We start from the raw sequence: 22,703 nt of genomic DNA, 5'->3' as shown, positions 1-22,703 counted from the left end.
TCAGTCGGAACGTGGTCGGCGGGCCGCTTAAATGTCCAGGAACCGGACGTCCTTGGCGTTCTCCTGGATGAAGCGGCGGCGGCTCTCCACGTCCTCACCCATCAGGACGCTGAAGAGCTCGTCGGCGGTTGCCGCATCGTCGAGCTGAACCTGGAGGAGATTGCGCTGCGCGGGGTCCATGGTCGTCTCCCACAGCTCGGTGTAGTTCATCTCACCGAGACCCTTGTAGCGCTGGACGCCGTCAGAGCGGCGCGGGTCGGCCTTGCCCGAGGCGACGCCCGCCTCGATGATCCGGTCGCGCTCGGCGTCGGAGTAGGCGTAGTCGACCAGGTCGCCCTTCTTGTTCCACTTGATCTTGTAGAGCGGCGGCTGGCTCATGTACACGTGCCCCAGCTCCACGAGCGGGCGCATGAAGCGGAACAGGAGCGTCAGCAGCAGCGTGTTGATGTGGTGGCCGTCGACGTCGGCGTCCGACATCAGGATGACCTTGTGGTAGCGGAGCTTCTCGGCTTCGAACTCCTCGTGGATGCCGGTGCCCAGGGCCGTGATCATGCCCTGGACCTCGTTGTTCTTGAGGATCTTGTCGAGGCGGGCCTTCTCCACGTTCAGGATCTTGCCGCGGATGGGCATGATCGCCTGGGTGCGCGGGTTGCGGCCCTGCTTCGCGGAGCCGCCGGCCGAGTCGCCCTCGACCACGAAGATCTCGCACTCCTCCGGGTTCGTGGACTGGCAGTCGGCCAGCTTGCCCGGCATCGACGAGGACTCGAGGAGGCTCTTGCGGCGGGCCAGCTTGCGGGCCTGCTGCGCGGCCTTGCGGGCGTTCGCCGCGCTCGAGGCCTTCTGGATGATGATCCGCGCCTCTTTGGGGTGGCGGTCGAGCCAGTCGGGGAGGTGCTCGTTGCACACCTTCTGCACGAAGCTCTTCACCTCGGTGTTGCCGAGCTTCGCCTTGGTCTGGCCCTCGAACTGCGGCTCGCGCAGCTTCACCGAGATGATCGCGGCCAGGCCCTCGCGGATGTCCTCGCCCGAGAGGCGGTCCTTCTCGGACTTGATGATCTTCTTCTCGAGGCCGTACTTGTTGATCGTGTTCGTGAGCGCCGAGCGGAAGCCCTCTTCGTGGGTGCCGCCGTCGTGCGTGTTGATGCCGTTCGCGAACGTGTAGACCGACTCGCCGTACGACTCGTTCCACTGCATCGCGATCTCGAGGGTCTGCTCGGCCTCTTCGGCGTTGAACGCGACCACCGACTGGTGGACCGGCGACTTCGCGGCGTTGAGGTGGCGCACGAAGTCGGCGATGCCCTCGTCGTACTTGAACACGACGTGGCGGACGTTGCCGTCGGCGTCGTAGTGGTCGGGGCGCTCGTCCCGCAGCGTGATCGACAGGCCGCCGTTGAGGAACGCCATCTCCTGGAGGCGGCGGTAGACGGTGTTGTAGTCGAACTCGAGGGTCTCGAAGATGTCGCCGTCGGGCCAGAAGGTGAGGATCGTGCCGGTGGTGTCGGCCGTCTCGCCCTTCTCCAGCGGGCCCGGCTGGGCGTGCTTGTAGTCCTGGCGCCACACGTAGCCGTCGCGGCGGATCTCGATCGAGACGCGGTTCGAGAGCGCGTTCACCACCGAGACGCCGACGCCGTGCAGACCGCCGGAGACCGCGTAGGTCTGGGAGTCGAACTTGCCGCCCGCGTGGAGGACCGTGAGGGCCACCTCGACACCGGGCTTCTTCAGCTTGGGGTGGAGGTCGACCGGGAAGCCGCGGCCGTTGTCCTGGACGCGGACCCCGCCGTCGTCGGTGAGGGTCACGACGATGTCGGTGCAGAACCCCGCCAGGGCCTCGTCGACCGAGTTGTCGACGACTTCCCAGATGAGGTGGTGCAGGCCGCGCTCGCCGGTCGAGCCGATGTACATGCCCGGGCGCTTCCTGACGGCCTCGAGGCCTTCGAGGACTTGTAGCGAGCCAGCGCTGTACTCGTCCTGCTGCTTCGCCGCCACCGGCAACTCCTTCTGTCGTCGTTCACGGTCAGTAGTGAAAAGTTAGTCCATGGCTGTGACACTTTTCAGCCATCTGGCCTCGGACCTGCCTGAATGTCTGGTCCAAAGGGGCCCGTAGGCGGGCCGACCATGGCGACGGCCGGACGCTGCGAGCGCCGGCCGGACCGCATCGGTCAAGTCTACTTGGCCCGGGCTTCTGTAACCGCTTCCGTGCGCCTCGTTGTCGTCACAGTCGCATCGAGGGGCGGGGACATGAACCCCCCTACGGACTTAGGGGTGTGCGGCTTCAGAACGTGTCACGGGAGCCATTAAACCGTACGCGGCGCGGCCCGAAGGAACGAGTCGGCTGTTGCGGGCCCACGATCTTCAGGCGCTTCACGACGCTCGGGCCGAGCGCGGCGGCGAGCTTACTGTGGATCTGGCGCGAGAACAACCGCAGCTGCGTCGCCCACGCCGTCGACTCGGCGACGACCACGAGCTCGCCGTGCTCCAGGCTCTTGGGCGCGCAGTGGCTCGCGATCTCGGGGCCGACGATGGCCTCCCAGCGGCCGAACACCGAGGCGTCGGCGACCTTCCGGGTCCAGCCGTTCTTGCGCACGACCTGCGGGAGGAGGCTGCCGAGCGTCTCGGGGTCGCGCTTGTCGGGCCCGGGACCGGACCACTCCTTGCGGAAGCGCGGGTCGTCGGACTTGCCGCGCCGACGCGGGCGGGGCCGGTAGTCGAAACCGTTAGAGGACACGTTTGACCTCGCCTTCCCACACGTCGTAGCGCGCGCCCGTGAGCCGTTCGGGGACGTCCCCGGCGACGGCGCACGTGATGAGCGTCTGCGGGGCGGCCTCGGCGTACTCGGCCAGGCGCTCGCGCCGCGTGGCGTCGAGCTCGGCGAACACGTCGTCGAGGATGAGGATCGGGGCGGTGCCGTCCGAACGCAGGAGTTCGAAGGCGCCCAAGCGGAGCGAGAGGGCGACCGACCAGGTCTCGCCGTGCGAGGCGTAGCCCTTGACCGGGAGCGAGCCGAGCTGGAGGTCGAGGTCGTCGCGGTGGGGGCCGACGAGGGTGGTGCCCCGCTCGACCTCCTTGGATCGGGCGGCGGCGAGCGCGGCGCCGATGCGGGCGGTGAGGACGTCCTGGTCGGCGGTGAGGTCGTCGCCGAGTTCGGACTCGTAGGCGAGGTGCACTTCGGCGCGACCGTCGGCGATCTTGGAGTGTGCCTTGGAGATCGGCTCGGTGAGGTCCTCCAGGAGGGCGAGCCGCCCGGCCGTGAGCTCGGCGCCGTGGCGCGCGAGGTGCGCGTCCCACGCGTCGAGGGTGGCCATCTCGGCGCCGCCGGGGCCGCGGCCGCCGGTCTTCTTCGCGAGGTACGCCGTGCGCAGGAGGGTGTTGCGCTGCTTGAGGACCCGCTCGTAGTCGGCGCGGACCCCGGCGTAGCGCGGGAAGCGCGCGCACAGCAGCTCGTCGAGGTAGCGGCGGCGGGCGGACGGCTCGCCGCGCACGAGCGACAGGTCCTCGGGGGCGAACGCGATGGCCTTGAGCGCCCCGATGATCTCGCGGGGGCGGGAGAGGGCGGTCTTGTTCAGGCGGGCCTTGTTCGACTTGCCGGGGACGATCGCCAGCTCGGCGAGGAGGCGGCGGGAGTCGTGGAGGATCTCGGCGCGGACGACGGCCTGCTCGCAGCCCTGGCGGACCAGGGGGGCGTCGGAGGAGACGCGGTGGGAGCGGAGGTTGGCCAGGTAGACCAGGGACTCGACGAGGTTCGTCTTGCCGTGTCCGTTGGGGCCCACCAGGATCGAGATGCCCTCGTCGAACAGCACTTGGGCGTGCGCGTAGGACCTGAAGTCCGTCAATTGCAGCTGTCGTACACGCACGCCTCTATGATGCCCGCTGGCCGGGGCCGGACTGCACGGAGTGCCGAGACTGCGTCCCGGCACTCACCGCAGATCGTCTACTCGGACTTGACGGCGTGGCCGCCGAACTGATTCCGCAGGGCCGCGACGGCCTTCATCGCGGGGGAGTCCTCCTGGCGGGAGGTGAAGCGCGCGAACAGCGACTCGGTGATCGCCGGGAGCGGGACGCGCAGGCGGATGCCCTCGTCCACGGTCCAGCGGCCCTCGCCGGAGTCCTCGACGTAGCCCTTGACCTTGTCGAGCTCGGGGTCGGCGGTGAGCGCGCGGTCCATGAGGTCGAGCAGCCAGGAGCGGATCACGGTGCCCGAGCGCCAGGACTTGAAGACCTCCGGCACGTTGTCGACGTACTCGGAGGCCTCGAGCAGCTCGTAGCCCTCGGCGTAGGCCTGCATCATCGCGTACTCGATGCCGTTGTGCACCATCTTGGCGTAGTGGCCGGCGCCGACGCCGCCCGCGTGCACGAAGCCGAACTCGCCTTCGGGCTTGAGCGCGTCGAAGATCGGCATGAGCCGCTGCACGTCCGCCTCGGCGCCACCGACCATGAGCGCGTAGCCCTCGGTGATGCCCCAGACGCCGCCGGAGACGCCCGCGTCGACGTAGCCGATGCCGCGCTCGGCCAGGAGCGCGGCGTTCACGGCGTCGTCGGTGAAGCGGGAGTTGCCGCCGTCGACGACGATGTCGCCTTCGGACAGGAGCTCGGCCAGTTCCTTCACGGTGGAGGTGGTGGGGTCCCCGGCGGGGACCATGACCCAGACGGCCCGCGGGCCCTCGAGGGCGGCCACGAGGTCGGCGAGCGAGCCGACGTCGGCGACGTCGGGGTTGCGGTCGTAGCCGACGACCTGGTGTCCAGCCTTTTCGAGCCGCAACTTCATGTTGCCGCCCATCTTGCCGAGCCCGATCATGCCGAGTTGCATGTCGCGCCCCCTTTCAGGTGTTCCGCGGTTGAGCGAAGTACGCGCCAGGGTCAGTCACGTCGTTGTGCGGTCAGGCGTCCCAACGCAATGGTTGCAGCATGTACAGGTACACGTCGTGGTTTGTGTCAGATTCCTCATCTTCGGGCGCGGGCTGCCCGGTCATCACGACCGGCTTGCCGAGCTCGTTCATCTTGAACGCCGTGTACGGGGCGTCCACTGCGGACAGACCGTCGAGGAGGTAGGTCGGGTTGAAAGCGATCTTGCCCGGCTCGCCCTCCAGCGTGCAGTCCATGGCCTCGGAGGCCTTCGCGTCCTCGGCGCCGCCCGCCTCGACCACGAGGCCGTCCTCGTCGAAGGAAAGGCGGATCGGCGAGTTGCGGTCGCCGACGAGGGCGACGCGGCGCGCGACCTCGATCAGCTCGGAGGTCTTGACCCGCAGGGTGGTCGCGTACGAGGTCGCCAGAAGGCTGCGCAGCGGCGGCAGCTGGCCGTCGAGGACGCGCGAGGTGGTCTGGCGGCCGCCCGCGATGAAACCGATCATGCCGGGGGCGCCTTCGGTGCCGGTGGGCACGGCGATCGTCACGGGGCCGGAGAAGGTCCCGAAGGTGCGGGCGGTGTCCGCGAGGGCCTTGGCGGGCACGAGGACGGTGACGGCCACGTCAGAGGCCCCGGGCTCCCACGAGGAGTCGCGGATGGCCATGCGGTAGCGGTCGGTGGCGAGCATGCCGATGCCGCCGCCGGTCATCTCGACCTGGACGCCGGTCATCGTCGGCAGGGTCTCGTCCTTGCCCGCGGCGACGGCGGTCTGCGCGACGGCCTTCGCGAACTCGTCCGCGTCGATGGTGCCGATGGCCTCGGGCATCTGCGGGAGGCTCGGGTAGTCCTCGAGCGGCATGGTCGGCAGGGTGAAGCGCGCCGAGCCGCACGTGAGCTCCGCGTGGGGGCCGTCGACGACGAAGTCGACGGGCTTGTGCGGGAGGGCCTTGACGATCTCGGCGAGCAGCTTGCCGGAGACCAGGGCGGTGCCGGCGGACTCGCCGGTGACCTCCACGGTGACGCGGGTGGAGATCTCGTAGTCGAAACCGGAGATGGTCAGCTGGCCCTCGTCCACGGAGAGGCGGGCGCCCGCGAGGACCGGCACCGACGGGCGGGCCGGGAGGCTCTTCGCGGTCCAAGAGACCGCGTCGGCGAAGGTGTCTCGGTCAACTTGGAACTTCATGGTTCGCTCCTTCTTGCTGAAGCTCGGTTGTTCACAGCGCTATTACTAATGAACTCTCTATAGATATAATTGTCGTCGTCGTAGTCGGTGCTGTGGAAACTGTGGAAAACCCGCCTTTTCGCAGGTCCTCCCGGTTGCGGGGCTGTGGACGGACTGTGCATAACCTGTGGATGAATCAGGAGCTTATCCACAGGCACCGACAATCGCCGAGTTTTCCACATCTCATCCACAGGTCTGTCCACAGCTTATCCACAGGTTATGCACAGGGTTACCCACAGGAAAATCGCGAATCAGAATCGCACTCCCGCGTGTTTTCCACACTCTGTCCACAGGCTTTCCACAGAAATTCGCGGTTATGCACAGCTTTTCCACAGAGTTATCCACAGGCCCGCTCATTCGTCGGTGTGTTTCAAACGGTTCGTCAATTCGGCGATCTGCGTGTAGAGCGCCCGGCGCTCCGCCATCTGCTTGCGGATCTTCTTGTTCGCATGCATGACTGTGGTGTGGTCGCGGCCCCCGAACGCCTGGCCGATGCGCGGCAGCGACAGGTCCGTCAGCTCCCGGCACAGGTACATCGCGACCTGGCGGGCGTTCACGAGCGCCCGCGAGCGCGAGTTGCCCTTGAGGTCGGCCGCCTGCACGCCGAAGTAGTCGGCCGTGGCCTGCATGACCTGGTCGACCGTGACCTCGGTGGACTTGCCGCTCTCGGGGATGATGTCGTGCAGGACCTCCTCGGCCAGGCCGAGGTCCACCGGCTTGCGGTTCAGGCTCGCGTACGCGGTGACGCGGATGAGCGCGCCCTCGAGCTCGCGGATCGAGTGGTGGATCTGGGTCGCGATGAACTCCACCGCGTCCGTGGGGATGTTCAGGTCGTCCTGCACGGCCTTCTTGCGCAGGATCGCGATGCGGGTCTCCAGGTCCGGCGGCTGGATGTCCGCGAGCAGGCCCCACTCGAAGCGGGTGCGCAGGCGGTCCTCCAGGGTCTGGAGCTGCTTCGGCGAGCGGTCGGAGGAGATCACCAGCTGCTTGTTCGCGTTGTGCAGCGCGTTGAAGGTGTGGAAGAACTCCTCCTGCGTGCGCTCGCGGTCCATGAGGAACTGGATGTCGTCGATGAGGAGGATGTCGACGTCCCGGTAGCGGCGCTGGAAGGCCTGCTGGCGCCGGTCCGAGAGCGAGTTGATGAAGTCGTTCGTGAACTCTTCAGTGGTCACGTACCTGACGGACTGGGCCGTGCCCAGGTCGTGCGCGTAGTGGCCGACCGCGTGGAGCAGGTGCGTCTTGCCCAGCCCGGAGCCGCCGTAGAGGAACAGCGGGTTGTAGGCCTTCGCGGGCGCCTCGGCCACGGCGAACGCCGCCGCGTGCGCGAAGCGGTTGGAGGAGCCGATGACGAAGGTGTCGAAGTTGTAGCGCGGGTTGAGCCGTCCCACCCCGTCGACGGCCTTCACCGGGGCGGTGGTGCTGTGCGCCTTCGTGATCCCGCCCCGGCGGCCCGGGTCCGGGTCGTCCGAGGGCGGGGGAGCGACCGGCGGCATCGCGCCGTGCTCCTTGTTGCCCTGGCGGGCGGCCGACTCGGAGAGGACACGCTCGAGCTCGTCCCCGGGCGGCTCGGGCGGGTGCTCGTCCCAGCGGCTGTCGGTCTCGGACGGACGCGCGGGCTGGTGCGGGATCGCGGCGGGGCGCTCGGGCTCGGGGGCCTCGGCGGGCTGGGGCGCGCGCGGGGCCTCGGCGTCGCCGGGACGGAAGGCGGCGCCCTCCCCCGGAGGGAAAGGAGCGGAGTCGAAGAGGCTCGGCGGGTTCTGCGCCGAGAGCGGCCTGCGCGGCGCGGGCGGCTCGATCGGCTCCTCCACATGGCGCTCGACCGGCCTTTCGACCGGCGGCTGGTCGAAGGACGGCCGCTCGAAGACGATCGTGGCGTCAGGTGCAGCGGAACCGTTCACCGGCGCCTCGACGGCGGGAGGCGGTTCTTCGCTGGCGGGCGCGGACTCGGCCTGCTTCTCCTGCAGGGTGACCGCGATCTGCGTCGGCTGGCCCAGATGCCGGGAGAGGGCCTCGCTGATCGGGACGCGGAGCTTCGACTCGAAGGCCGAACGCGCGAACTTGTCGGGGGCGGCGACGATGAACGTGCCGGGCATCGACAGCACCGGCTGCGACAGCCGCATCCACGCCGACTGCTGGCGGGTGAGCGCCGACGCGTCAGCCAGCTCGGCGGACACCGCCGACCAGACTGCCGACAGATCTTGGTCGGTCACCTTCGCCATCCCTCGCTTCTTCTGTCCATGAACGGGCCGTTTCGCGAAGTTCGGAGACCGCACCAGGTAGGCTCCGATACAGGCGATCCGCACCGCCGCACCCGGTTATCCCCAGTGCGCTCCAGCAAGTTTTCCACAGGTTATCCACAGGCCTTCAGCTGGCCTGTGCACATGCGCGCCTTGTGACAATGTTTCCTGAATCACGGTCATGACCAGCGTTTTTATGTGAGTCGGCCGACGAAGCCGTTCGGGTGATTCTGAAGTCGTCGGCGAGTCGCGCAAAGTTATCCACAGGCAGCTCGCGAGGGCCGCGACGCCCCTGCACAGGCCCGGGTCGCGCCGGTGCGGACGTTCGCGGAAGGACATTCGGAGCCCGCCGGAGCGGGCACCCCGGCGTGGCGACGGTCCGGACGCGGCGAGTAACATGAGCGAGTTGCCCTCTCGAACGAGAGGGGCGTGCCACACCCGCCGTCCGCGGCGCGGGCGCTGCGTGAATGCCCTGCTAGGCTGTTCTCCGCGTCCCCGTAGCCCCGAAACCGGGGCTGGGCCCGAGGCCTGGCGCAGCAGCAACTTATTCGTAATGGGAGACCACGTCGTGAGCAAGCGCACCTACCAGCCGAACAACCGCCGTCGCAAGCGCACCCACGGCTTCCGGCTGCGCATGCGGACCCGTGCCGGCCGCGCCATCATCAACGCGCGCCGCAACAAGGGTCGCAAGCAGCTGACCGTCTGAGCGCTTGCCTCCCGGTCCCTTGCAGGCTTTAGGGGCCTCGACGAGGACGTGATCCAAGTGCTTCCAGCCGACGCGCGCATTCGCAGCAGCCGGGACTTCGGTTCGGCGCTCAAGCGAGGCCGCCGCGCCGCCCGCGGCGGCGTCGTCGTGCACTGGGCACCTGCGATCGCTCAGCCCGAAGACCCAGCGGCCCAGCCGCCGACACCGCCCGCCGCCGATGCGAACCGCACGGCGCGGGCGGGTTTCGTCGTATCCAAGGCCGTCGGCAACGCCGTCGCGCGCAACAAGGTGAAGCGCCGCCTACGCCACGCCGTCGCCGCCGAGCTCCCGCACTGGCCGCCCGGGACCGAGGTCGTCGTCCGCGCCACCCCGCGCGCCGCCGAACGCGACTTCACCCAGCTGCAGCGGGACCTCACCGAGGCCGTGCAGGCCGCCCGAACGGGCAAGAACGGCCGCGACCGCCGGAGCACGCCATGACGCACGCCGCGGCCGAGCCGACCCCCGTCGCGGTCCCGGCCGAAACCCCTTCCGGCGGTGGTGAAGGCCTCGCGGTGCGAGTGGTCGCCGCCCCGGTGATCGCGTACCGTCGGTGGATAAGCCCCGCGCTTCCCGCCCGCTGCCGCTTCTACCCCAGTTGCAGCGCATATACCCTTGAGGCGCTGTCCCGGCACGGAGCCGTACGTGGCATATGGTTGAGCCTGCGACGGCTGGGACGGTGCCACCCCTTTCATCCTGGGGGTCATGACCCCGTACCCCCACGGATCGACCGTGATTTGCATTCGAAGACTGAGCAGACTGGAGTCCGCAAGTGATGGAGTGGGCCTACGACGGCGTGTCCTGGGTACTGCTGCGATGGCATGACCTGTGGGTGAACGTCTTCGGCAGCGAGAACGGCTTCCTCGACACCGACTGGGCCTGGGTCCTGGCCATCATCGGCGTCGTGCTCACGCTGCGCATCATCCTCTTCCCGCTCTTCGTGAAGCAGATCCAGTCGCAGCGCGCGATGCAGAAGCTCGCCCCGGAGATCAAGGCGCTCCAGGAGCGCTACAAGGGTGACCGCGAGACGCTCCAGAAAGAGATGATGGAGCTGTACCGCAAGGAGAAGGCCAACCCGCTCATGGGCTGCCTTCCCATCCTCATCCAGATGCCGGTCTTCCTGGCGCTGTTCCACGTGCTGCGCCGCCCCGACCCGACCCAGCAGAAGTTCACCGACTCCTACGGCTGGAGCGGCATCGACGCGGGCCCGCTGTCGGACTGGAACTCCTACGTCCACGCGAAGCTCTTCGGCGCCCCGTTCTGGAGCACCTTCCTCACCCCGGGCTCCGAGCTCGAGAAGGTCGGCTCCTCGGCACTCGACGTCAAGCTCGTGGCGGGCATCCTCGGCGCGACGATGATCCTCACGACCTTCCTGACCACGCGTCAGATGATCCTGAAGACCGGCTGGAACGAGGACCCGAACCAGCGGATGATCCAGAAGGTGATGCTCTACGGCATCCCCGTCATCATGATCTTCTCCGCCGGCGCCTTCCCGATCGGCGTGGTCATCTACTGGACCGTGAACAACCTGTTCTCGCTCGCACAGCAGCAGTACGTGCTGCACAAGTACCCGCCGCCCGCGCAGAACGCCGCGACGAAGCCGCCGAAGCCCGGCTCGAAGGCCCACGAGAAGATGCTCGAGGAGCAGCGCGAGGCCGAGCAGCGCCGCAAGGAGCTCGCCCCGAAGCCGGGCGCGAAGCCGAAGAGCAGCGGCCAGAAGAAGCCCGCGAACGTCAGCGACGCGAACGGCTCGGACGCGCCGAAGGCCGAGGCCAAGGGCGGCCCCGGCTCGGGCAAGAACCTCTCACGGGCGGAACGCATCGCACGGGCCAAGAAGGTCAGCGGCGCGCAGCAGGCCTCCAAGAAGAAAAAAGGCTAGGGGGACGGTCCGCGGCTGCGCAGGCGCCGTCGGATCAGCCACAATGGTGCAAACTAGGCTTATAACTAGCGATAGGACGAGTTGGCAATTATGGGAGCAACGGTGCGGGAGGACGAGGTGGCCTCCGAAGACGACCTGTTTGAGCAGAGCGAAGTGGCGGCCGACTACATGGAAGGCCTGCTCGACATCCTCGACCTCGACGGGGACATCGACGAACTGGTGGTCGGCGACCGTCCTCAGGTCGAGATCGTCGGTGAAGACCTCGGCGGCCTCGTCGGCCCCAAGGGCCAGACCCTCGAGGCGCTGCAGGAGCTCTGCCGTCTCGCGGTGTACCGCAAGACCGGCGACCACTCGCGCCTGATGCTCGACATCGGGGGCTACCGCGCCGGGCGTCGCAAGAAGCTCGCGGAACTGGCGGAGAAGACCGCGCAGAAGGTCATCGACTCCGGTGAAGTGGTCAAGCTCGACCCGATGAGCGCCTTCGAGCGCAAGTGCGTCCACGACGTCATCAACGCCACCGACGGCGTCCAGAGCGAGTCGGAGGGCGCCGAGCCGCGCCGCCGGGTCGTCGTGAAGCCGGAGTAGGACAAGACGAATGACTGAGGAGCCGAACGGCTCCGAACCCGCTGAGGCCAATGTTTCACGTGAAACATTGGCCTCTGTGTTCGGAGCGCAAGAGGACCGGATGGCACTGGCCGAGGCCTACGTGGGCCTGCTGTCGACCATCGGGATCGAGCGCGGCCTCATCGGCCCGCGCGAGGTGCCGCGGCTGTGGGGGCGGCACGTCCTCTCGAGCGCCGTGGTCGAGGAGCTGATCCCCGAGAAGGGCGACGTGATCGACGTGGGCTCCGGGGGCGGGCTGCCCGGCATCCCGCTCGCTATCGCGCGGCCGGACCTGTGGGTGACCCTCGTGGAGCCGATGCAGCGGCGCGTGGACTTCCTGCAGGAGGTGATCGAGGCGCTCGGCATCGAGAACGTCGAGGTGCTGCGCGCCCGCGCCAACGAGGTCGACCCGAAGGGCCGCGCGGACGTCGTGGTGTCGCGGGCGGTCGCGCCGCTCGCGAAGCTCGTCGGCTGGTGCCTGCCGCTGGCTCGGGTCGGCGGTGCGATGCTGGCGATCAAGGGCCAGGGCGCTTCGCTGGAGGTCACCGAGAGCGGCGGGCTCATCAAGCGCTCCGGGGGCGGCAAGGCCGAGATCCTCAGCTGCGGCGAGTCCAAGCTCTCTGAGGCGGACGACTTCACCATTGCCGCAACGGTAGTGAAGATCGAGCGGATCCGCTAAGGCAGCCCCGCAACGGTCCTCGCTTCACATAACCTCGAATACTGTTGTACTGCAACGGATGCCGCGATGAGACGATCATCGCGGCATCTTGCGTTGTGGTTTCTACGCTTTGCGCTCGGCGTGCTGCGCAGCGTTCGGATAGTGTATGGCTCGTAAGCTTCTCCGAGCAGGGTCATGTTTCACGTGAAACATCCGGCCCGTAGTCTGTGGCGGTGAACGTGCGCGACCCCCTTCCTTCTGAAGATCGTGAACACCAGAACTCCCTTGGCGGCGATACCCCGGCCGAACGGCGCATCAGAAACCTCCTCGATGCGGCCGTGAGCGAGGAGGCGCCCCCGACCCGGCGTCACCGCTATCGAGAAACTTCACCGGCGCCGGGTGGCGCACCCCGGAGCTTCGAGCCAGGTGGGTCAGAATCGGTGACGATGGAGTCCGGTGCGGACGGCGGCACGCCGACGCAGCGAACTGACAACGGGGGAGAGCGGGACGGGATGGGCAGATCCACATCGCCACGTGGCCGGACGGGACGGCATCTGGCACCGGAGGAGTCGGCCAAGAACGGTCGCGTCAAGACCGAGACGCCGGTGCCGCACCAGCCCGATCCGTCTGACGACGATCTGCCGCTCGCGCGCGAGGCGCAGCGGGCCGTGCGGGTGCTCAACCCTTCCGGCAACGTCACGATGCCCCGCCCGCCGCGCCGCCGTGTCATCGCGATCGCGAACCAGAAGGGCGGCGTCGGCAAGACCACCAGCACCGTGAACCTCGCGGTCGCCTTGGCGCTGCACGGAAACCGCGTGATGGTCATCGACCTCGACCCGCAGGGGAACGCCTCCACCGGACTCGGCGTCGAGCACGGCGCGGGCACGCCGAGCGTGTACGAAGGCGTCGTCGAAGGCCAGTCGCTCGACGAGATCGCGGTGCCGGTCGACGGCATCCCGTCGCTCTACTGCGTCCCGGCCACGATCGACCTCGCGGGCGCGGAGGTCGAACTCGTCAACGTGGTCGCCCGCGAAGGGCGCCTTGAGAAGGCCATCGCCTCCTTCAGCGGGGAGCTTGACTACATCTTCATCGACTGCCCGCCGTCCCTCGGCCTGCTCACGGTGAACGCGCTCGTGGCCGCCGAGGAGGTGCTCATCCCGATCCAGTGCGAGTACTACGCGCTCGAAGGCCTCGGGCAGCTCCTACGGAACATCGAGCTGATCAAGGCGCACCTGAACGCGCGCCTGCGCGTCTCGACGATCCTGCTCACCATGTACGACAAGCGGACCAAGCTGGCCGACCAGGTCGAGCAGGAGGTGCGCGGGCACTTCAGCGAGATCGTGCTCGACGCGGTCGTGCCGCGTTCCGTGCGCGTCTCCGAGGCTCCCGGGTACGGGCAGTCGATCATGACGTACGACCCCGGTTCGCGGGGCGCGACGAGCTATTTCGAAGCGGCTGAGGAGATCGCGCGCCGCGGCGCGAAGCTCTCCCGGCGCGGCAAGAACCAGAAGGGCGGGAACTAGTCGATGGCTGCGGCGAAACGCGGAGGGCTCGGTCGCGGACTCGGGGCGCTCATCCCGACCGGTCTGGCCGAGACCACGACGACCGAGGAGGAGTCGGAACCGGCCCCTGCTCCGGTCGCGGCGCCCCGGCAGGCGGCCCCGAAACGGCGTAGTGAAAACCAGGGCGATGTTTCACGTGAAACATCGACCCCGGCGGAAGCCGATGTTTCACGTGAAACATCGGAAGGCCCGGACCTCGTGCCCGTGCCCGGCGCGAGCTTCCAGATGATCCCGATCGCGGACATCGGCACGAATCCGAAGCAGCCCCGCCAGTTCTTCGACGACGAGCACCTCGCCGAACTCCAGACCTCTCTCACCGAGGTCGGGATGCTCCAGCCGATCGCCGTCCGCGAGCGGACTCCCGAGGAGCCGCGCGAGGACGGCGCCCGCTTCGAACTCGTCATGGGCGAGCGGCGTCTGCGCGCGGCGACGGCGCTCGGGTGGGAGTCGGTCCCGGCGATCGTGCGGCGCACGGCGGACGAGGAACTGCTCCGCGAGGCGCTGCTGGAGAACATCCACCGCGTGCAGCTGAACCCGCTCGAAGAGGGCGCGGCGTATCAGCAACTCCTCGAAGAGTTCAACGTGACGCAGGAGGAGCTGGCGAAGAAGATCGGCCGCAGCCGCTCGACGATCGCCAACATGATCCGGCTCCTCGGCCTCCCGCCGACGGTCCAGACGAAGGTCGCCGCCGGGGTGCTCACGGCCGGGCACGCGCGGGCGCTGCTCGGTCTCGACAGCGCGGACTCGCAGGAGCACATCGCGGAGCGGATCATCAGCGAGGGCCTGTCGGTGCGGAGCACCGAGGAGCTCGTGACCGCGAACCGTCTGGAGGAGAAGCCGGAACTCGACGAGCCGCGCAGTTCCTCGACGCGGGCCGCGAAGGACCGCATCAAGGCCCCCGGTCTGGAGGAGCTGAAGGAGCGCCTCTCGGACCACTTCGAGACGCAGGTGTCGATCGCCTGGGGCCGCAAGAAGGGCAAGATCACGATCGAGTTCGGCTCGCTCGCCGACCTCGACCGCATCGTCGAGCAGATCGGTGTGGAGTAGGTCCGAAGGACAGCGAAAAGCCGGGGCGATGTTTCACGTGAAACATCGCCCCGGCTGCTTTCGTTCGATCGCTCCCCTTATGAGAGCTCCCGCCACATGATGATGTCGTCCCTGTAGTCGTCGTCGGCCATGCGCACCGCGCGCGGCAGACGGCCGACCTCACTGAATCCATGCCGCCGGTAGAACGCGTCGGCGCCGGTGCCGGAGCGGACCTTGAGGGTCAGCGCGCCGAGCTTGAGCTGTTCGCGTGCGACTTCGTCGACTGCCGCCAAGAGCTTGCCGCCGAGACCGCCGCCTTGCCTGGCGGGGTCGACCTGGACGTGGCGGATGGTCCGCCAGCCCTGGCGCGGCGGGCTGTCGTTTGATGTGAGAACACACCAAGCGACAATGGCGGCTCCTTCCTTTAGAGCGACCAGCGTGTCAGTCCGGTCGATCACTCGCGCGAGAATGGAAACGGTGTGAGGGCGAACCTCTTCGATGTTGACCGGCGGGACGAACCCGACGGAACCGCCGGCGTTCGTCACTCTCACCCAGAGATGGCTGAGTTCGTCAACGAGCGCGGCAGTCACCGGCGGATCCACGAGCACGGCGATAGCGCCGCCCGAAACGGGCGACGCCTCCGGCGTGGAGCTATCAGTAACTGTTGCTTGCACGCCTTCCAGCTTGCCCTACCGACCCGCCCTGCCGACAGTCTCTTCCCGCCATATGGGCGCACGTCACTATCGACCGGGAATTCACGTTCTGCCGGTGATTGCCCTGTTCGCGATGTAGCTGTCAGTCCACTATCGGGTGTCCAGCCGCGACACGCCGTGTAACCCCGTGGAAATCTGCCAAAAGGTCGATTCCGGCTGTTTCCAGTCTCGCATTCATGCGGTATTTTTCGATGGTGGCATCTGCGAGTACCCCCGGCCCGAATCCCAAGCCCGACCTGACGAGCCAGAGCCGACAACACCCGACTCCGCTTTCCAACGGCGTGCGCCCGACCCTGCCCCCGTTCGTCGACTGGCCCGCGTTCCCCTTCGAAGGCGACCTGCGCATCAAGCCGCTGCAGGAACCGGTGGACGCCGAGCCGCCCCGCCGCGGCGACCGCCAGGAGCAGTGCGCCGCCTGCCACACGCCCGACTCCGCCTACCTCTGGTCCAACGAACGGTGGCGGCTCAAGAGCCCTCCTGCGCCCAGCGGGCTGCCCGTGGTGGTGATCCTGGAGCCGCGCGCGCACCTCGATCTGGGGGACCTGTCGACGATGCACGCGGCCGAACTCGGCGTGCTGACCGTGCGCCTCGAACGGGCGATCCGGTCGCTCGAGTCGGTCGCGCAGGTCCACGTGAACCGCTGGGGCGACGGGACCGCGCATCTGCAGCAGTGGTTCCTGGCCCGCCCGCACGGCTACCTCCAACTGCGAGGGCCGTTCATGACGATGTGGGATGAGATCCTGCCGCCGGTCGAAGAGCACGAGTGGCAGATGAACCTGGAGTACATCGCCGCTTGGCTCGCCGACGACTGACCGGTCGGACGCCCGGGGCTCCTGAAGGCTCGAACGACGCGAGGGTGTCGATGTTTCACGTGAAACATCGACACCCTCGCGTCGTTCAGTCAGGCGACCTAGGAGCGGGCGATCGCCTGGCGGACCATGGTCGCCAGCGTCTCGCCGAAGTCGAGCCCGGCGGCCTTGATGCCCATGGGCAGCAAGGAGGTCTCGGTGGTGCCGGGCGCGACGTTCGCGCCCAGGACCTGCACGCCGCCCGCGTCGTCGACGATCATGTCGATGCGGGACATGTCGCCGAGCCCGAGCGTGCGGTGCACCTCGACGGCCAGCTCGGCCACGCGCGCGGTCACGTCCTCGCCGATCGCCGCGGGGACGGTCCAGCGGGTCGCCCCCGGGTTGTAGCGGGCCGCGTAGTCGTAGTCGCCGTGCAGCGGCACGATCTCCACCGGCGGCAGCGCCGTGGGGCCGTCGCCGAGGTCGATCACGCCGACCGCGATGCTCCGGCCGTCGATGAAGGTCTCGATGAGGGCCTCGTCGCCGTAAGAGAAGCAGCCCATCATCGCGGACGGGAAGTCGTCCTCCTTGTGCACCGCGTGCACGCCCATGCCCGAGCCGCCCGAGTTGGGCTTGACCATCAGCGGCAGGCCCATCTTCGCGGCGATCCGGTCGAGGAGCTTGCGCGCCCCGAAGTCCGAGAACGCCTGGCGCGGCATCGAGATCCAGTCGGGAGTCGGGATCCCGGCCGAGCGCATGAGGTCCTTCGCGGTGATCTTGTTCCAGGCGCGGCGCGCGCCGATGGAGCCGGTGCCCACGAACGGGATGTCCGAGAGCTCCAGCACCGCCTGGAGGGAGCCGCCCTCTCCGGCCGCGCCGTGCACCAGCGGCAGCACGACGTCCGGCGGGAATTCCTGCAGGACCGGCAGCAGTTCGCCGTCCAGGTCGCGCACCTCGCACGCGATGCCCTGGCGCTGCAGGGCGTCGGCGGCGCGGCGGCCCGACTTCATCGAGATCTCGTGCTCGTAGGACATGCCCCCGGCGAGGATCAGGACGCGGAGGTCGGCTGCGGCGGGTTCGGTCATGCCCCTCCTCCGGCGAAGGTGTCGCGCAGGTCGATGTCGCCCGCGACGACGCCCGCGAGGCGGCGCACGCCTTCGCGGATGGTCTCGGAGGTCTGGGTCGAGAAGTTCAAGCGCATCTCCCTGCGGCCGTTCCCGTCGGCGTAGAAACCGGTGCCCGGAACATACGCCACGCGCTCCTGGAGCGCGCGCGGGAGCATCGCCTTCGAGTCGAGCCCTTCGGGGAGCGTGGCCCAGATGAACAGGCCGCCGCCCGGCACCGTCCACGTCATGCCCTCGGGCATGTAGTCGCCGAGCGCGCCCAGCAGCGCGTCGCGGCGGTCGCGGTAGAGCGTGTTGAAGACCTTCACCTGCTGGCGCCACTCCATCTCGGTGAGGAAGCGGAGCGTGGCCTCCTGGGTGAGCCCGGAGGGGCACAGGATCGACGCCTCGATGGCCAGGAGCAGCTTGTCGCGGACGGCGGGCGGCGCGAGGACCCAGCCGAGGCGCAGGCCCGCGGCGAAGATCTTGGAGACCGTGCCGAGGTAGATGACGCCGCGTTCGGCGCGGGCGCGCAGCGGCTTCGGCGGGGCGCCCTCGAAGTTGATCATCGAGTACGGGTCGTCCTCGATGACGAGGAGGCCGTGCCGCTCGCAGATCGCGAGGATCTCCTCGCGGCGCTCCTCGGTGAGGGTGACGCCGGCCGGGTTCTGGTACGTCGGGATCGTGTACAGGAACTTCGCCTGGCGCCCTTCGCGCTCGAGCGCGGCGAGGCCCTCCTCGAGGCCGGCGGGGATGAGCCCGTCGTCGTCCATCGGCAGGTGGCGGACGTCGGCCTGCGCGGCCTGGAACGCGCCGAGCGCGCCGACGTAGGTGGGGCCCTCGGCGAGCACGATGTCGCCCGGGTCGAGGAAGGTGCGGGCGAGCAGGTCGAGGCCCTGCTGCGCGCCGGTGGTGAGGACGAGGTCGTCGGCCGAGGCGCGGATGCCCGAGAGCTCCAGGACCCCGCAGAGCGCTTCGCGGAGCGCGACGCTGCCCTGGCCGGGGCAGTAGCCGAGCGCTTCGGCGCCGACCTGGGAGAGGAGGCGGGTGAACATCTCGCCGAGCTCGTCCATGGGGAGCGCGGCGGTGTACGGGTTCCCTCCGGCGAGGGAGACGACCTCCGGGCGCGATGCGACCGAGAACAGTGCGCGGATCTCCGACTGTGCCATCCCGTGAACCCGGGATGCGTAGCGACCGGTGTAATCGTCGAGTGTTGTACCGGACACGCGGAGACCTCCTCTGGTGGTCCTCGTCGCCCGCGATCCGTGGTCGCGGGTCGGTGCGGCGGTGTCGTCCAGCTGGGCTGGAGCGGCGCGGCTCGCGCGGGATCTCGTACTGACACGTCTGGGCCTCACGGGCGGTTGACCCGCCGGGCCGAAAGTGTTCTGCCCAGGTTACCGGCCCTGACGTGCGATCGGACCACTCTACTAGCACAAGGAGCGAAGGCCGCGCGTGTTTTCCGTCATGTGGACGCGTGGCCCCAGTAGTCTGGACGGGTGCATCGGCGCATGGTGAACCTCACACTCGACTCCCTGGAAGACCTTCCGGGGCGTTGCCGCGCCTGCGTGTTCTGGGAACTCTCACCCCTGTGCGCGGAGGCCGCCCGCGACGTGGGCGAACCCGCCCTCGAGAAGGAGGCGTGGCTCTCGCACACGCTGCTCGAATGGGGAGGGTGCGGCCGGATCGCCTACGAGGGCGAGGAAGTGGCCGGGTACGTCACCTACGCGTCGCCGAAGTTCGTGCCGCGCTCGATGGAGTTCCCCTCGGGGCCGGTCTCGCCCGACGCGGCGCTGCTCATGACGGCCTACGTGAACCCGACGTACGCGGGCACGGGCCTGGGCCGCCAGCTGGTGCAGACCGTCGCGGCCGACGTGGCGCGGCGGGGGATCTACGCGATCGAGACGTTCGGCGACGCGAAGGGCGAGGCGCGCGCGTGCCTGGTCCCGGCCGACTTCTACCGCTCGGTGGGGTTCAAGACGGTGCGGCACGACCCGCGCTATCCGCGCCTGCGCCTGGAGCTGCGCTCGGCGCTCGACCGAAGCGTCGAGGCGGAGGAGTCGTCGGTGTTCAACGATTCGGTGGAGTGGTTCAAGCTCGACGACGTCGAACTGGAGCAGTTCTTCGGCGAGACGACCACGGGCGGGCGCTCCCGCATCGACCGGCCCGGGACGCAGCGCGGCGGCGACGTCTTCGACTGACGTTCGGAGTCAGCGGCCAAAGGTGAAACGGGATATTCCCGAAATGTCCGCCTGGGTGGCCCCCCATTTTCCAGGTTATCGGCTGGGTACGACAGCGGTCGGGGGCGGAACCGTACGGTTCCGCCCCCGACCGACAGAGTCGTTCGTGTTCCTACTGGCCCAGGAACTTGCGGATCGCGGCCTTGGGCTGGGCGCCGATGAGCTGCTGGGCGGGCTTGCCGTCCTTGAACAGGATCATCGTGGGGACGCTCATGACCTGGTACTCGCGGGTGATCTCCGGGTTCGCGTCCGTGTCCAGCTTGCGGATCACGAAGTCGTCGGTCTCGGCGGCCAGCTCCTCGAGGACCGGGGCGACCTTCTTGCAAGGCCCGCACCATTCGGCCCAGAAGTCGACGAGCACCGGCTTGTCGGACTCCAGCACCTCGGCCTGGAACTCGGCCTGGCCGTTAACTGCTTTGATGGCGCCCATGGGCATCCTCCTGTGTGTCTAAACGAGCGGGTACTAGTCGTGGAGCGAGGCGATGTAGCGCTCGGCGTCGAGCGCGGCCGAGCAGCCGGTGCCGGCGGCCGTGACCGCCTGCTGGTAGGTGTGGTCGACGAGGTCGCCCGCGGCGAACACGCCGTCGAGGTTCGTGCGGGTCGAGGGGGCGGCCACCTTCACGTAGCCGGACTCGTCGAGCTCGACCTGGCCCTTGAACAGCTCCGAGCGCGGGTCGTGGCCGATCGCGATGAACAGGCCCGTCGCGGGCAGCTCGCGCTCCTCGCCGGTGACCGTGTCGACCAGCTCGACCGAGGAGACCTTGCCGTCGGTGCCCTTGATCTCCTTGACCGCGGTGTTCCACGCGACCTCGATCTTCGGGTTCGCGAGGGCGCGCTCGGCCATCACCTTGGAGGCGCGGAACTCGTCGCGGCGGTGCACGATGGTGACCTTCGAGGCGAACTTGGTGAGGAACGTGGCCTCCTCCATCGCCGTGTCGCCGCCGCCGACCACCGCGATGTGCTGGTCGCGGAAGAAGAAGCCGTCGCACGTGGCGCACGCCGAGACGCCGCGTCCCATCAGCTCGTTCTCGCCGGGCACGTTGAGCGGGCGGAACGCCGAGCCGGTCGCGAGGATCACGGCCTTGGCCTGGTACTCGTCGTCGCCGACCCAGACCTTCTTGACCTCGCCGGTCAGGTCGACGCGGGTGACGTCGTCCGAGACGAGCTCGGCGCCGAAGCGCTCGGCCTGCTTGCGCCACTGGTCCATGAGCTCGGGGCCCATGATGCCCTCGGGGAAGCCCGGGTAGTTCTCGACCTCGGTGGTCTGCATGAGCGCACCGCCGAACTGGAAGCCCTCGAACACGAGCGGCTTCAGGTCGGCGCGGGCGGTGTACAGCGCGGCGGTGTAGCCGGCGGGGCCCGAGCCGATGATGATGACGTCGCGGATTTCGCTCACCGGGTTCGCTCCTGTGATGGTTCGGCGCTCCAGGGACGGCTCCCTGAACTGACTGCTTCAACGCCATCTTATTGACCCGAAATTCCGCCCCCGGGTGCTGTGGCGGGCTTGTGACAGGCGAATATCCCGATCGTGGGCAAGCTCACCCGTCCGCCCGGCGCGAACGGGCCCGGATCAGGGCTGTTCGACGAGCGGTTCGATGACCCCGTCGGCGCACGCGGGGGTCAGCGCGACGGCGATGTCGCCGGTCTCGCCGACCATGAGCGCCATGATCGCGGGCTGCGAGTCGTAGTGCGCGAAGTCGACCGCGACGAGCAGGCCCTCGTACCGTTCGGCGATGGCCTCCTCGCAGTTGCGCCAGAAGTCGCCGCCCGCGGCCAGCTCGGCCAGTTCGGGCGGGACCTCGCCGGAGGTGCTGTTCGCGCCGAGCTCGCGCAGGACCGCGACGAGGTCGGTGCCCGCGCCGTAGTCGGTGCCGGTGGCGAACGTCTCGATGCCGGCGAGCCCGCTGACCTCGTCCTCGCCCGACTCGTTCTGCGTCTCCCCGCCGGGAGGCGAGGCCTCGACACTGCCGGGCGCGGCCTCCTCGCCGCCTCGGTCGGTCTCGCCGTCGGCGAGGACCTCGGAGGACGCGCCGGAGTCCGATCCGGCGTTCGGGCTCGTCAGCTGGATCGCGGTGGCGACGCCGCCGACGGTGACCAGGACGGCCGCGGCCGCGCTCGCGATCGCGTACCGGACCCGCTTGGGGCGCAGGCGTTCCGCCCACCGCTCGGTCCAGGTCTCGGCCGGGGCCTGCGCGGACGCGCGCTCGCTCCCGTGCAGGGTGCCGACCGGCGGCAGCGCGTCGAGGACGCGGTCGAGCCGGTCGCCGACCTCCTCGGGAAGGTCGCCGTAGCCATGGGAGGCCTGCCAGAGCGCACGGCTGACCTCGGCTTCGTCCGGACGCTGCGGGCTCATCGGCCCCCCTCCTCTCCACGGGTCTGGAACGTCGCTCCAGGTTCGACGCCCTGCTGGCGCGGCGGGTTCCCCGCCTCGGACGCGCCGGGCGGCGTGTCGTCGCCCACGCCGATGACGCTGTGGTCGAGCGCCGGATCGAACTCCGGCAGGCGCGCGGCCAGGCGCTTGCGCGCCCGCGACGCCCGCGACTTCACCGTCCCGGGCCGCACCTTGAGGATCGCCGCGACCTCCTCGACCGGGTAGCCGAGCATGTCGACGTAGACGAGCACCGCCCGCTGGTCGAACGGCAGCTCCCCGAGCGCCCGGTGCACGCTCAACCGGAGCGCGGCCTGCTGCGGATCGGCCGCGGCGTCCGACATCGGCAGCGACAGGGCGTCGTCGTCGGCGAGCGGCACCGTCGGGCGCCGCCCCGAAGCCCGGATGCGGTCCAGGCACGCGTTCACGACGATCCGGTGCAGCCAGGTCGTCACCGCCGAGCCGCCCCGGAACCCGGCCGCGCCCTGATAGGCCTTGATCATCGCGTCCTGCACCGCCTCGGCGGCGTCCTCCGGGTCGCCGAGCGTGCGCACCGCGACCGCCCACAGGCGGCCCCGGTGGCGGCGGAACAGCTCCCCGAAGGCCTCCCGCTCGCCGCCCACGTGGCGGCGCAGCAGCTCGGCGTCGGCCACGGCCGACAGGTCGTCTGCGCCGCCGGGGCCGGAAGGGCCCCGGCCGTGCGGGAGAGGGGCGGACACGGCTCG

At 68.9% G+C, this 22,703-nt stretch carries 23 protein-coding genes; 10 read left to right on the top strand and 13 right to left on the bottom strand.

Annotation, left to right across the window (positions count from 1 at the left end; genetic code table 11):
- Positions 1–27: 27 nt before the first annotated feature.
- The 6 genes from gyrB to dnaA form a co-directional block, all read right to left on the bottom strand.
- Positions 28–1,986 carry a DNA topoisomerase (ATP-hydrolyzing) subunit B gene (gene gyrB / locus ACGGCP_RS00580; protein ID WP_392959045.1) on the bottom strand — a complete coding sequence of 653 codons (1,959 nt, stop codon included), beginning with the start codon at positions 1,984–1,986 and terminating at the stop codon, positions 28–30.
- A 286-nt stretch (positions 1,987–2,272) separates the two neighbouring features.
- Positions 2,273–2,725 (bottom strand): DciA family protein, encoded by a 453-nt coding sequence (locus tag ACGGCP_RS00575; RefSeq protein ID WP_392959041.1) that lies wholly within the window; start codon positions 2,723–2,725, stop codon positions 2,273–2,275.
- Positions 2,715–3,851 (bottom strand): DNA replication/repair protein RecF, encoded by a 1,137-nt coding sequence (gene recF / locus ACGGCP_RS00570; protein WP_392959038.1) that lies wholly within the window; start codon positions 3,849–3,851, stop codon positions 2,715–2,717. Before recF ends, ACGGCP_RS00575 begins: the two co-directional genes overlap by 11 nt.
- A gap of 77 nt (positions 3,852–3,928) precedes the next feature.
- Complete coding sequence (gene gnd / locus ACGGCP_RS00565) at positions 3,929–4,804, bottom strand: phosphogluconate dehydrogenase (NAD(+)-dependent, decarboxylating) (protein ID WP_392959036.1); 876 nt, start codon at positions 4,802–4,804, stop codon at positions 3,929–3,931.
- A gap of 70 nt (positions 4,805–4,874) precedes the next feature.
- Positions 4,875–6,023 (bottom strand): DNA polymerase III subunit beta, encoded by a 1,149-nt coding sequence (dnaN, locus tag ACGGCP_RS00560; protein ID WP_392959032.1) that lies wholly within the window; start codon positions 6,021–6,023, stop codon positions 4,875–4,877.
- 392 nt (positions 6,024–6,415) lie between these two features.
- Entirely contained in the window at positions 6,416–8,281 is a 1,866-nt protein-coding gene (gene dnaA / locus ACGGCP_RS00555) for a chromosomal replication initiator protein DnaA (RefSeq protein ID WP_392959029.1), read from the bottom strand.
- Between the two features lie 586 nt (positions 8,282–8,867).
- Between dnaA and rpmH the strand changes: the two genes are divergently transcribed.
- The 8 genes from rpmH (at position 8,868) to ACGGCP_RS00515 (ending at position 14,790) form a co-directional block, all read left to right on the top strand.
- Positions 8,868–9,005, top strand: coding sequence for a 50S ribosomal protein L34 (gene rpmH, locus ACGGCP_RS00550; RefSeq protein WP_106362847.1), 138 nt, complete (start codon positions 8,868–8,870; stop codon positions 9,003–9,005).
- 57 nt (positions 9,006–9,062) lie between these two features.
- A complete protein-coding gene (gene rnpA, locus ACGGCP_RS00545) occupies positions 9,063–9,482 on the top strand; it encodes a ribonuclease P protein component (protein WP_392959025.1) in 420 nt (139 codons plus the stop codon).
- A gap of 80 nt (positions 9,483–9,562) precedes the next feature.
- Entirely contained in the window at positions 9,563–9,817 is a 255-nt protein-coding gene (gene yidD / locus ACGGCP_RS00540) for a membrane protein insertion efficiency factor YidD (protein WP_392960399.1), read from the top strand.
- Entirely contained in the window at positions 9,814–10,920 is a 1,107-nt protein-coding gene (gene yidC, locus ACGGCP_RS00535) for a membrane protein insertase YidC (RefSeq protein ID WP_392959023.1), read from the top strand. The genes yidD and yidC overlap by 4 nt, the downstream gene beginning before the upstream one ends.
- Before the next feature lie 90 nt (positions 10,921–11,010).
- Positions 11,011–11,505 (top strand): R3H domain-containing nucleic acid-binding protein, encoded by a 495-nt coding sequence (locus tag ACGGCP_RS00530; protein ID WP_208497734.1) that lies wholly within the window; start codon positions 11,011–11,013, stop codon positions 11,503–11,505.
- Positions 11,506–11,581: 76 nt separating this feature from the next.
- Complete coding sequence (gene rsmG, locus ACGGCP_RS00525) at positions 11,582–12,202, top strand: 16S rRNA (guanine(527)-N(7))-methyltransferase RsmG (RefSeq protein ID WP_392959019.1); 621 nt, start codon at positions 11,582–11,584, stop codon at positions 12,200–12,202.
- Positions 12,203–12,786: 584 nt separating this feature from the next.
- The gene (locus ACGGCP_RS00520) at positions 12,787–13,704 is read left to right on the top strand and encodes a ParA family protein (RefSeq protein WP_392959016.1); all 918 of its coding nucleotides are present in this window, start codon (positions 12,787–12,789) and stop codon (positions 13,702–13,704) included.
- A gap of 237 nt (positions 13,705–13,941) precedes the next feature.
- Positions 13,942–14,790 carry a ParB/RepB/Spo0J family partition protein gene (locus ACGGCP_RS00515; RefSeq protein WP_392959013.1) on the top strand — a complete coding sequence of 283 codons (849 nt, stop codon included), beginning with the start codon at positions 13,942–13,944 and terminating at the stop codon, positions 14,788–14,790.
- Between the two features lie 77 nt (positions 14,791–14,867).
- Here ACGGCP_RS00515 and ACGGCP_RS00510 read toward each other — a convergent pair whose 3' ends face one another.
- A complete protein-coding gene (locus ACGGCP_RS00510) occupies positions 14,868–15,443 on the bottom strand; it encodes a GNAT family N-acetyltransferase (protein ID WP_392959012.1) in 576 nt (191 codons plus the stop codon).
- 233 nt (positions 15,444–15,676) lie between these two features.
- Here ACGGCP_RS00510 and ACGGCP_RS00505 point away from each other — a divergent pair, with 233 nt between their 5' ends.
- The gene (locus tag ACGGCP_RS00505; RefSeq protein WP_392959009.1) at positions 15,677–16,294 is read left to right on the top strand and encodes a hypothetical protein; all 618 of its coding nucleotides are present in this window, start codon (positions 15,677–15,679) and stop codon (positions 16,292–16,294) included.
- Positions 16,295–16,392: 98 nt separating this feature from the next.
- Here ACGGCP_RS00505 and ACGGCP_RS00500 read toward each other — a convergent pair whose 3' ends face one another.
- Entirely contained in the window at positions 16,393–17,355 is a 963-nt protein-coding gene (locus ACGGCP_RS00500) for a D-alanine--D-alanine ligase (RefSeq protein WP_392959006.1), read from the bottom strand.
- The gene (locus ACGGCP_RS00495) at positions 17,352–18,599 is read right to left on the bottom strand and encodes a PLP-dependent aminotransferase family protein (RefSeq protein ID WP_392959003.1); all 1,248 of its coding nucleotides are present in this window, start codon (positions 18,597–18,599) and stop codon (positions 17,352–17,354) included. Before ACGGCP_RS00495 ends, ACGGCP_RS00500 begins: the two co-directional genes overlap by 4 nt.
- A 270-nt stretch (positions 18,600–18,869) precedes the next feature.
- Here ACGGCP_RS00495 and ACGGCP_RS00490 point away from each other — a divergent pair, with 270 nt between their 5' ends.
- Complete coding sequence (locus ACGGCP_RS00490) at positions 18,870–19,571, top strand: GNAT family N-acetyltransferase (protein ID WP_392959000.1); 702 nt, start codon at positions 18,870–18,872, stop codon at positions 19,569–19,571.
- Positions 19,572–19,722: 151 nt separating this feature from the next.
- Here ACGGCP_RS00490 and trxA read toward each other — a convergent pair whose 3' ends face one another.
- From trxA to sigM, 4 genes are all read right to left on the bottom strand, one after another.
- Complete coding sequence (gene trxA / locus ACGGCP_RS00485; RefSeq protein ID WP_205324616.1) at positions 19,723–20,040, bottom strand: thioredoxin; 318 nt, start codon at positions 20,038–20,040, stop codon at positions 19,723–19,725.
- A 33-nt stretch (positions 20,041–20,073) separates the two neighbouring features.
- A complete protein-coding gene (trxB, locus tag ACGGCP_RS00480) occupies positions 20,074–21,006 on the bottom strand; it encodes a thioredoxin-disulfide reductase (RefSeq protein ID WP_392958996.1) in 933 nt (310 codons plus the stop codon).
- A 174-nt stretch (positions 21,007–21,180) separates the two neighbouring features.
- Complete coding sequence (locus tag ACGGCP_RS00475; protein ID WP_392958994.1) at positions 21,181–21,963, bottom strand: hypothetical protein; 783 nt, start codon at positions 21,961–21,963, stop codon at positions 21,181–21,183.
- Positions 21,960–22,697, bottom strand: coding sequence for an RNA polymerase sigma factor SigM (gene sigM / locus ACGGCP_RS00470; RefSeq protein WP_392958991.1), 738 nt, complete (start codon positions 22,695–22,697; stop codon positions 21,960–21,962). Before sigM ends, ACGGCP_RS00475 begins: the two co-directional genes overlap by 4 nt.
- Between the last annotated feature and the right edge of the window lie 6 nt (positions 22,698–22,703).

Origin of the sequence: Glycomyces sp. NPDC048151 (assembly GCF_043202775.1) — a bacterium.
In the GTDB taxonomy this organism is placed as follows: domain Bacteria; phylum Actinomycetota; class Actinomycetes; order Mycobacteriales; family Micromonosporaceae; genus Glycomyces.
The sequence above is the reverse complement of the archived record's forward strand: the minus strand, read 5'-3'. Positions and strand labels throughout refer to the sequence as shown.

Coding starts and splice junctions, on each gene's coding strand:
- ACGGCP_RS00530 (WP_208497734.1), top strand. CDS start 11,011: ATGGGAGCAACGGTGCGGGAGGACGAGGTGGCCTCCGAAGACGACCTG.
- trxA (WP_205324616.1), bottom strand. CDS start 20,040: ATGGGCGCCATCAAAGCAGTTAACGGCCAGGCCGAGTTCCAGGCCGAG.
- gnd (WP_392959036.1), bottom strand. CDS start 4,804: ATGCAACTCGGCATGATCGGGCTCGGCAAGATGGGCGGCAACATGAAG.
- ACGGCP_RS00475 (WP_392958994.1), bottom strand. CDS start 21,963: ATGAGCCCGCAGCGTCCGGACGAAGCCGAGGTCAGCCGTGCGCTCTGG.
- dnaA (WP_392959029.1), bottom strand. CDS start 8,281: ATGGCGAAGGTGACCGACCAAGATCTGTCGGCAGTCTGGTCGGCGGTG.
- dnaN (WP_392959032.1), bottom strand. CDS start 6,023: ATGAAGTTCCAAGTTGACCGAGACACCTTCGCCGACGCGGTCTCTTGG.
- ACGGCP_RS00500 (WP_392959006.1), bottom strand. CDS start 17,355: ATGACCGAACCCGCCGCAGCCGACCTCCGCGTCCTGATCCTCGCCGGG.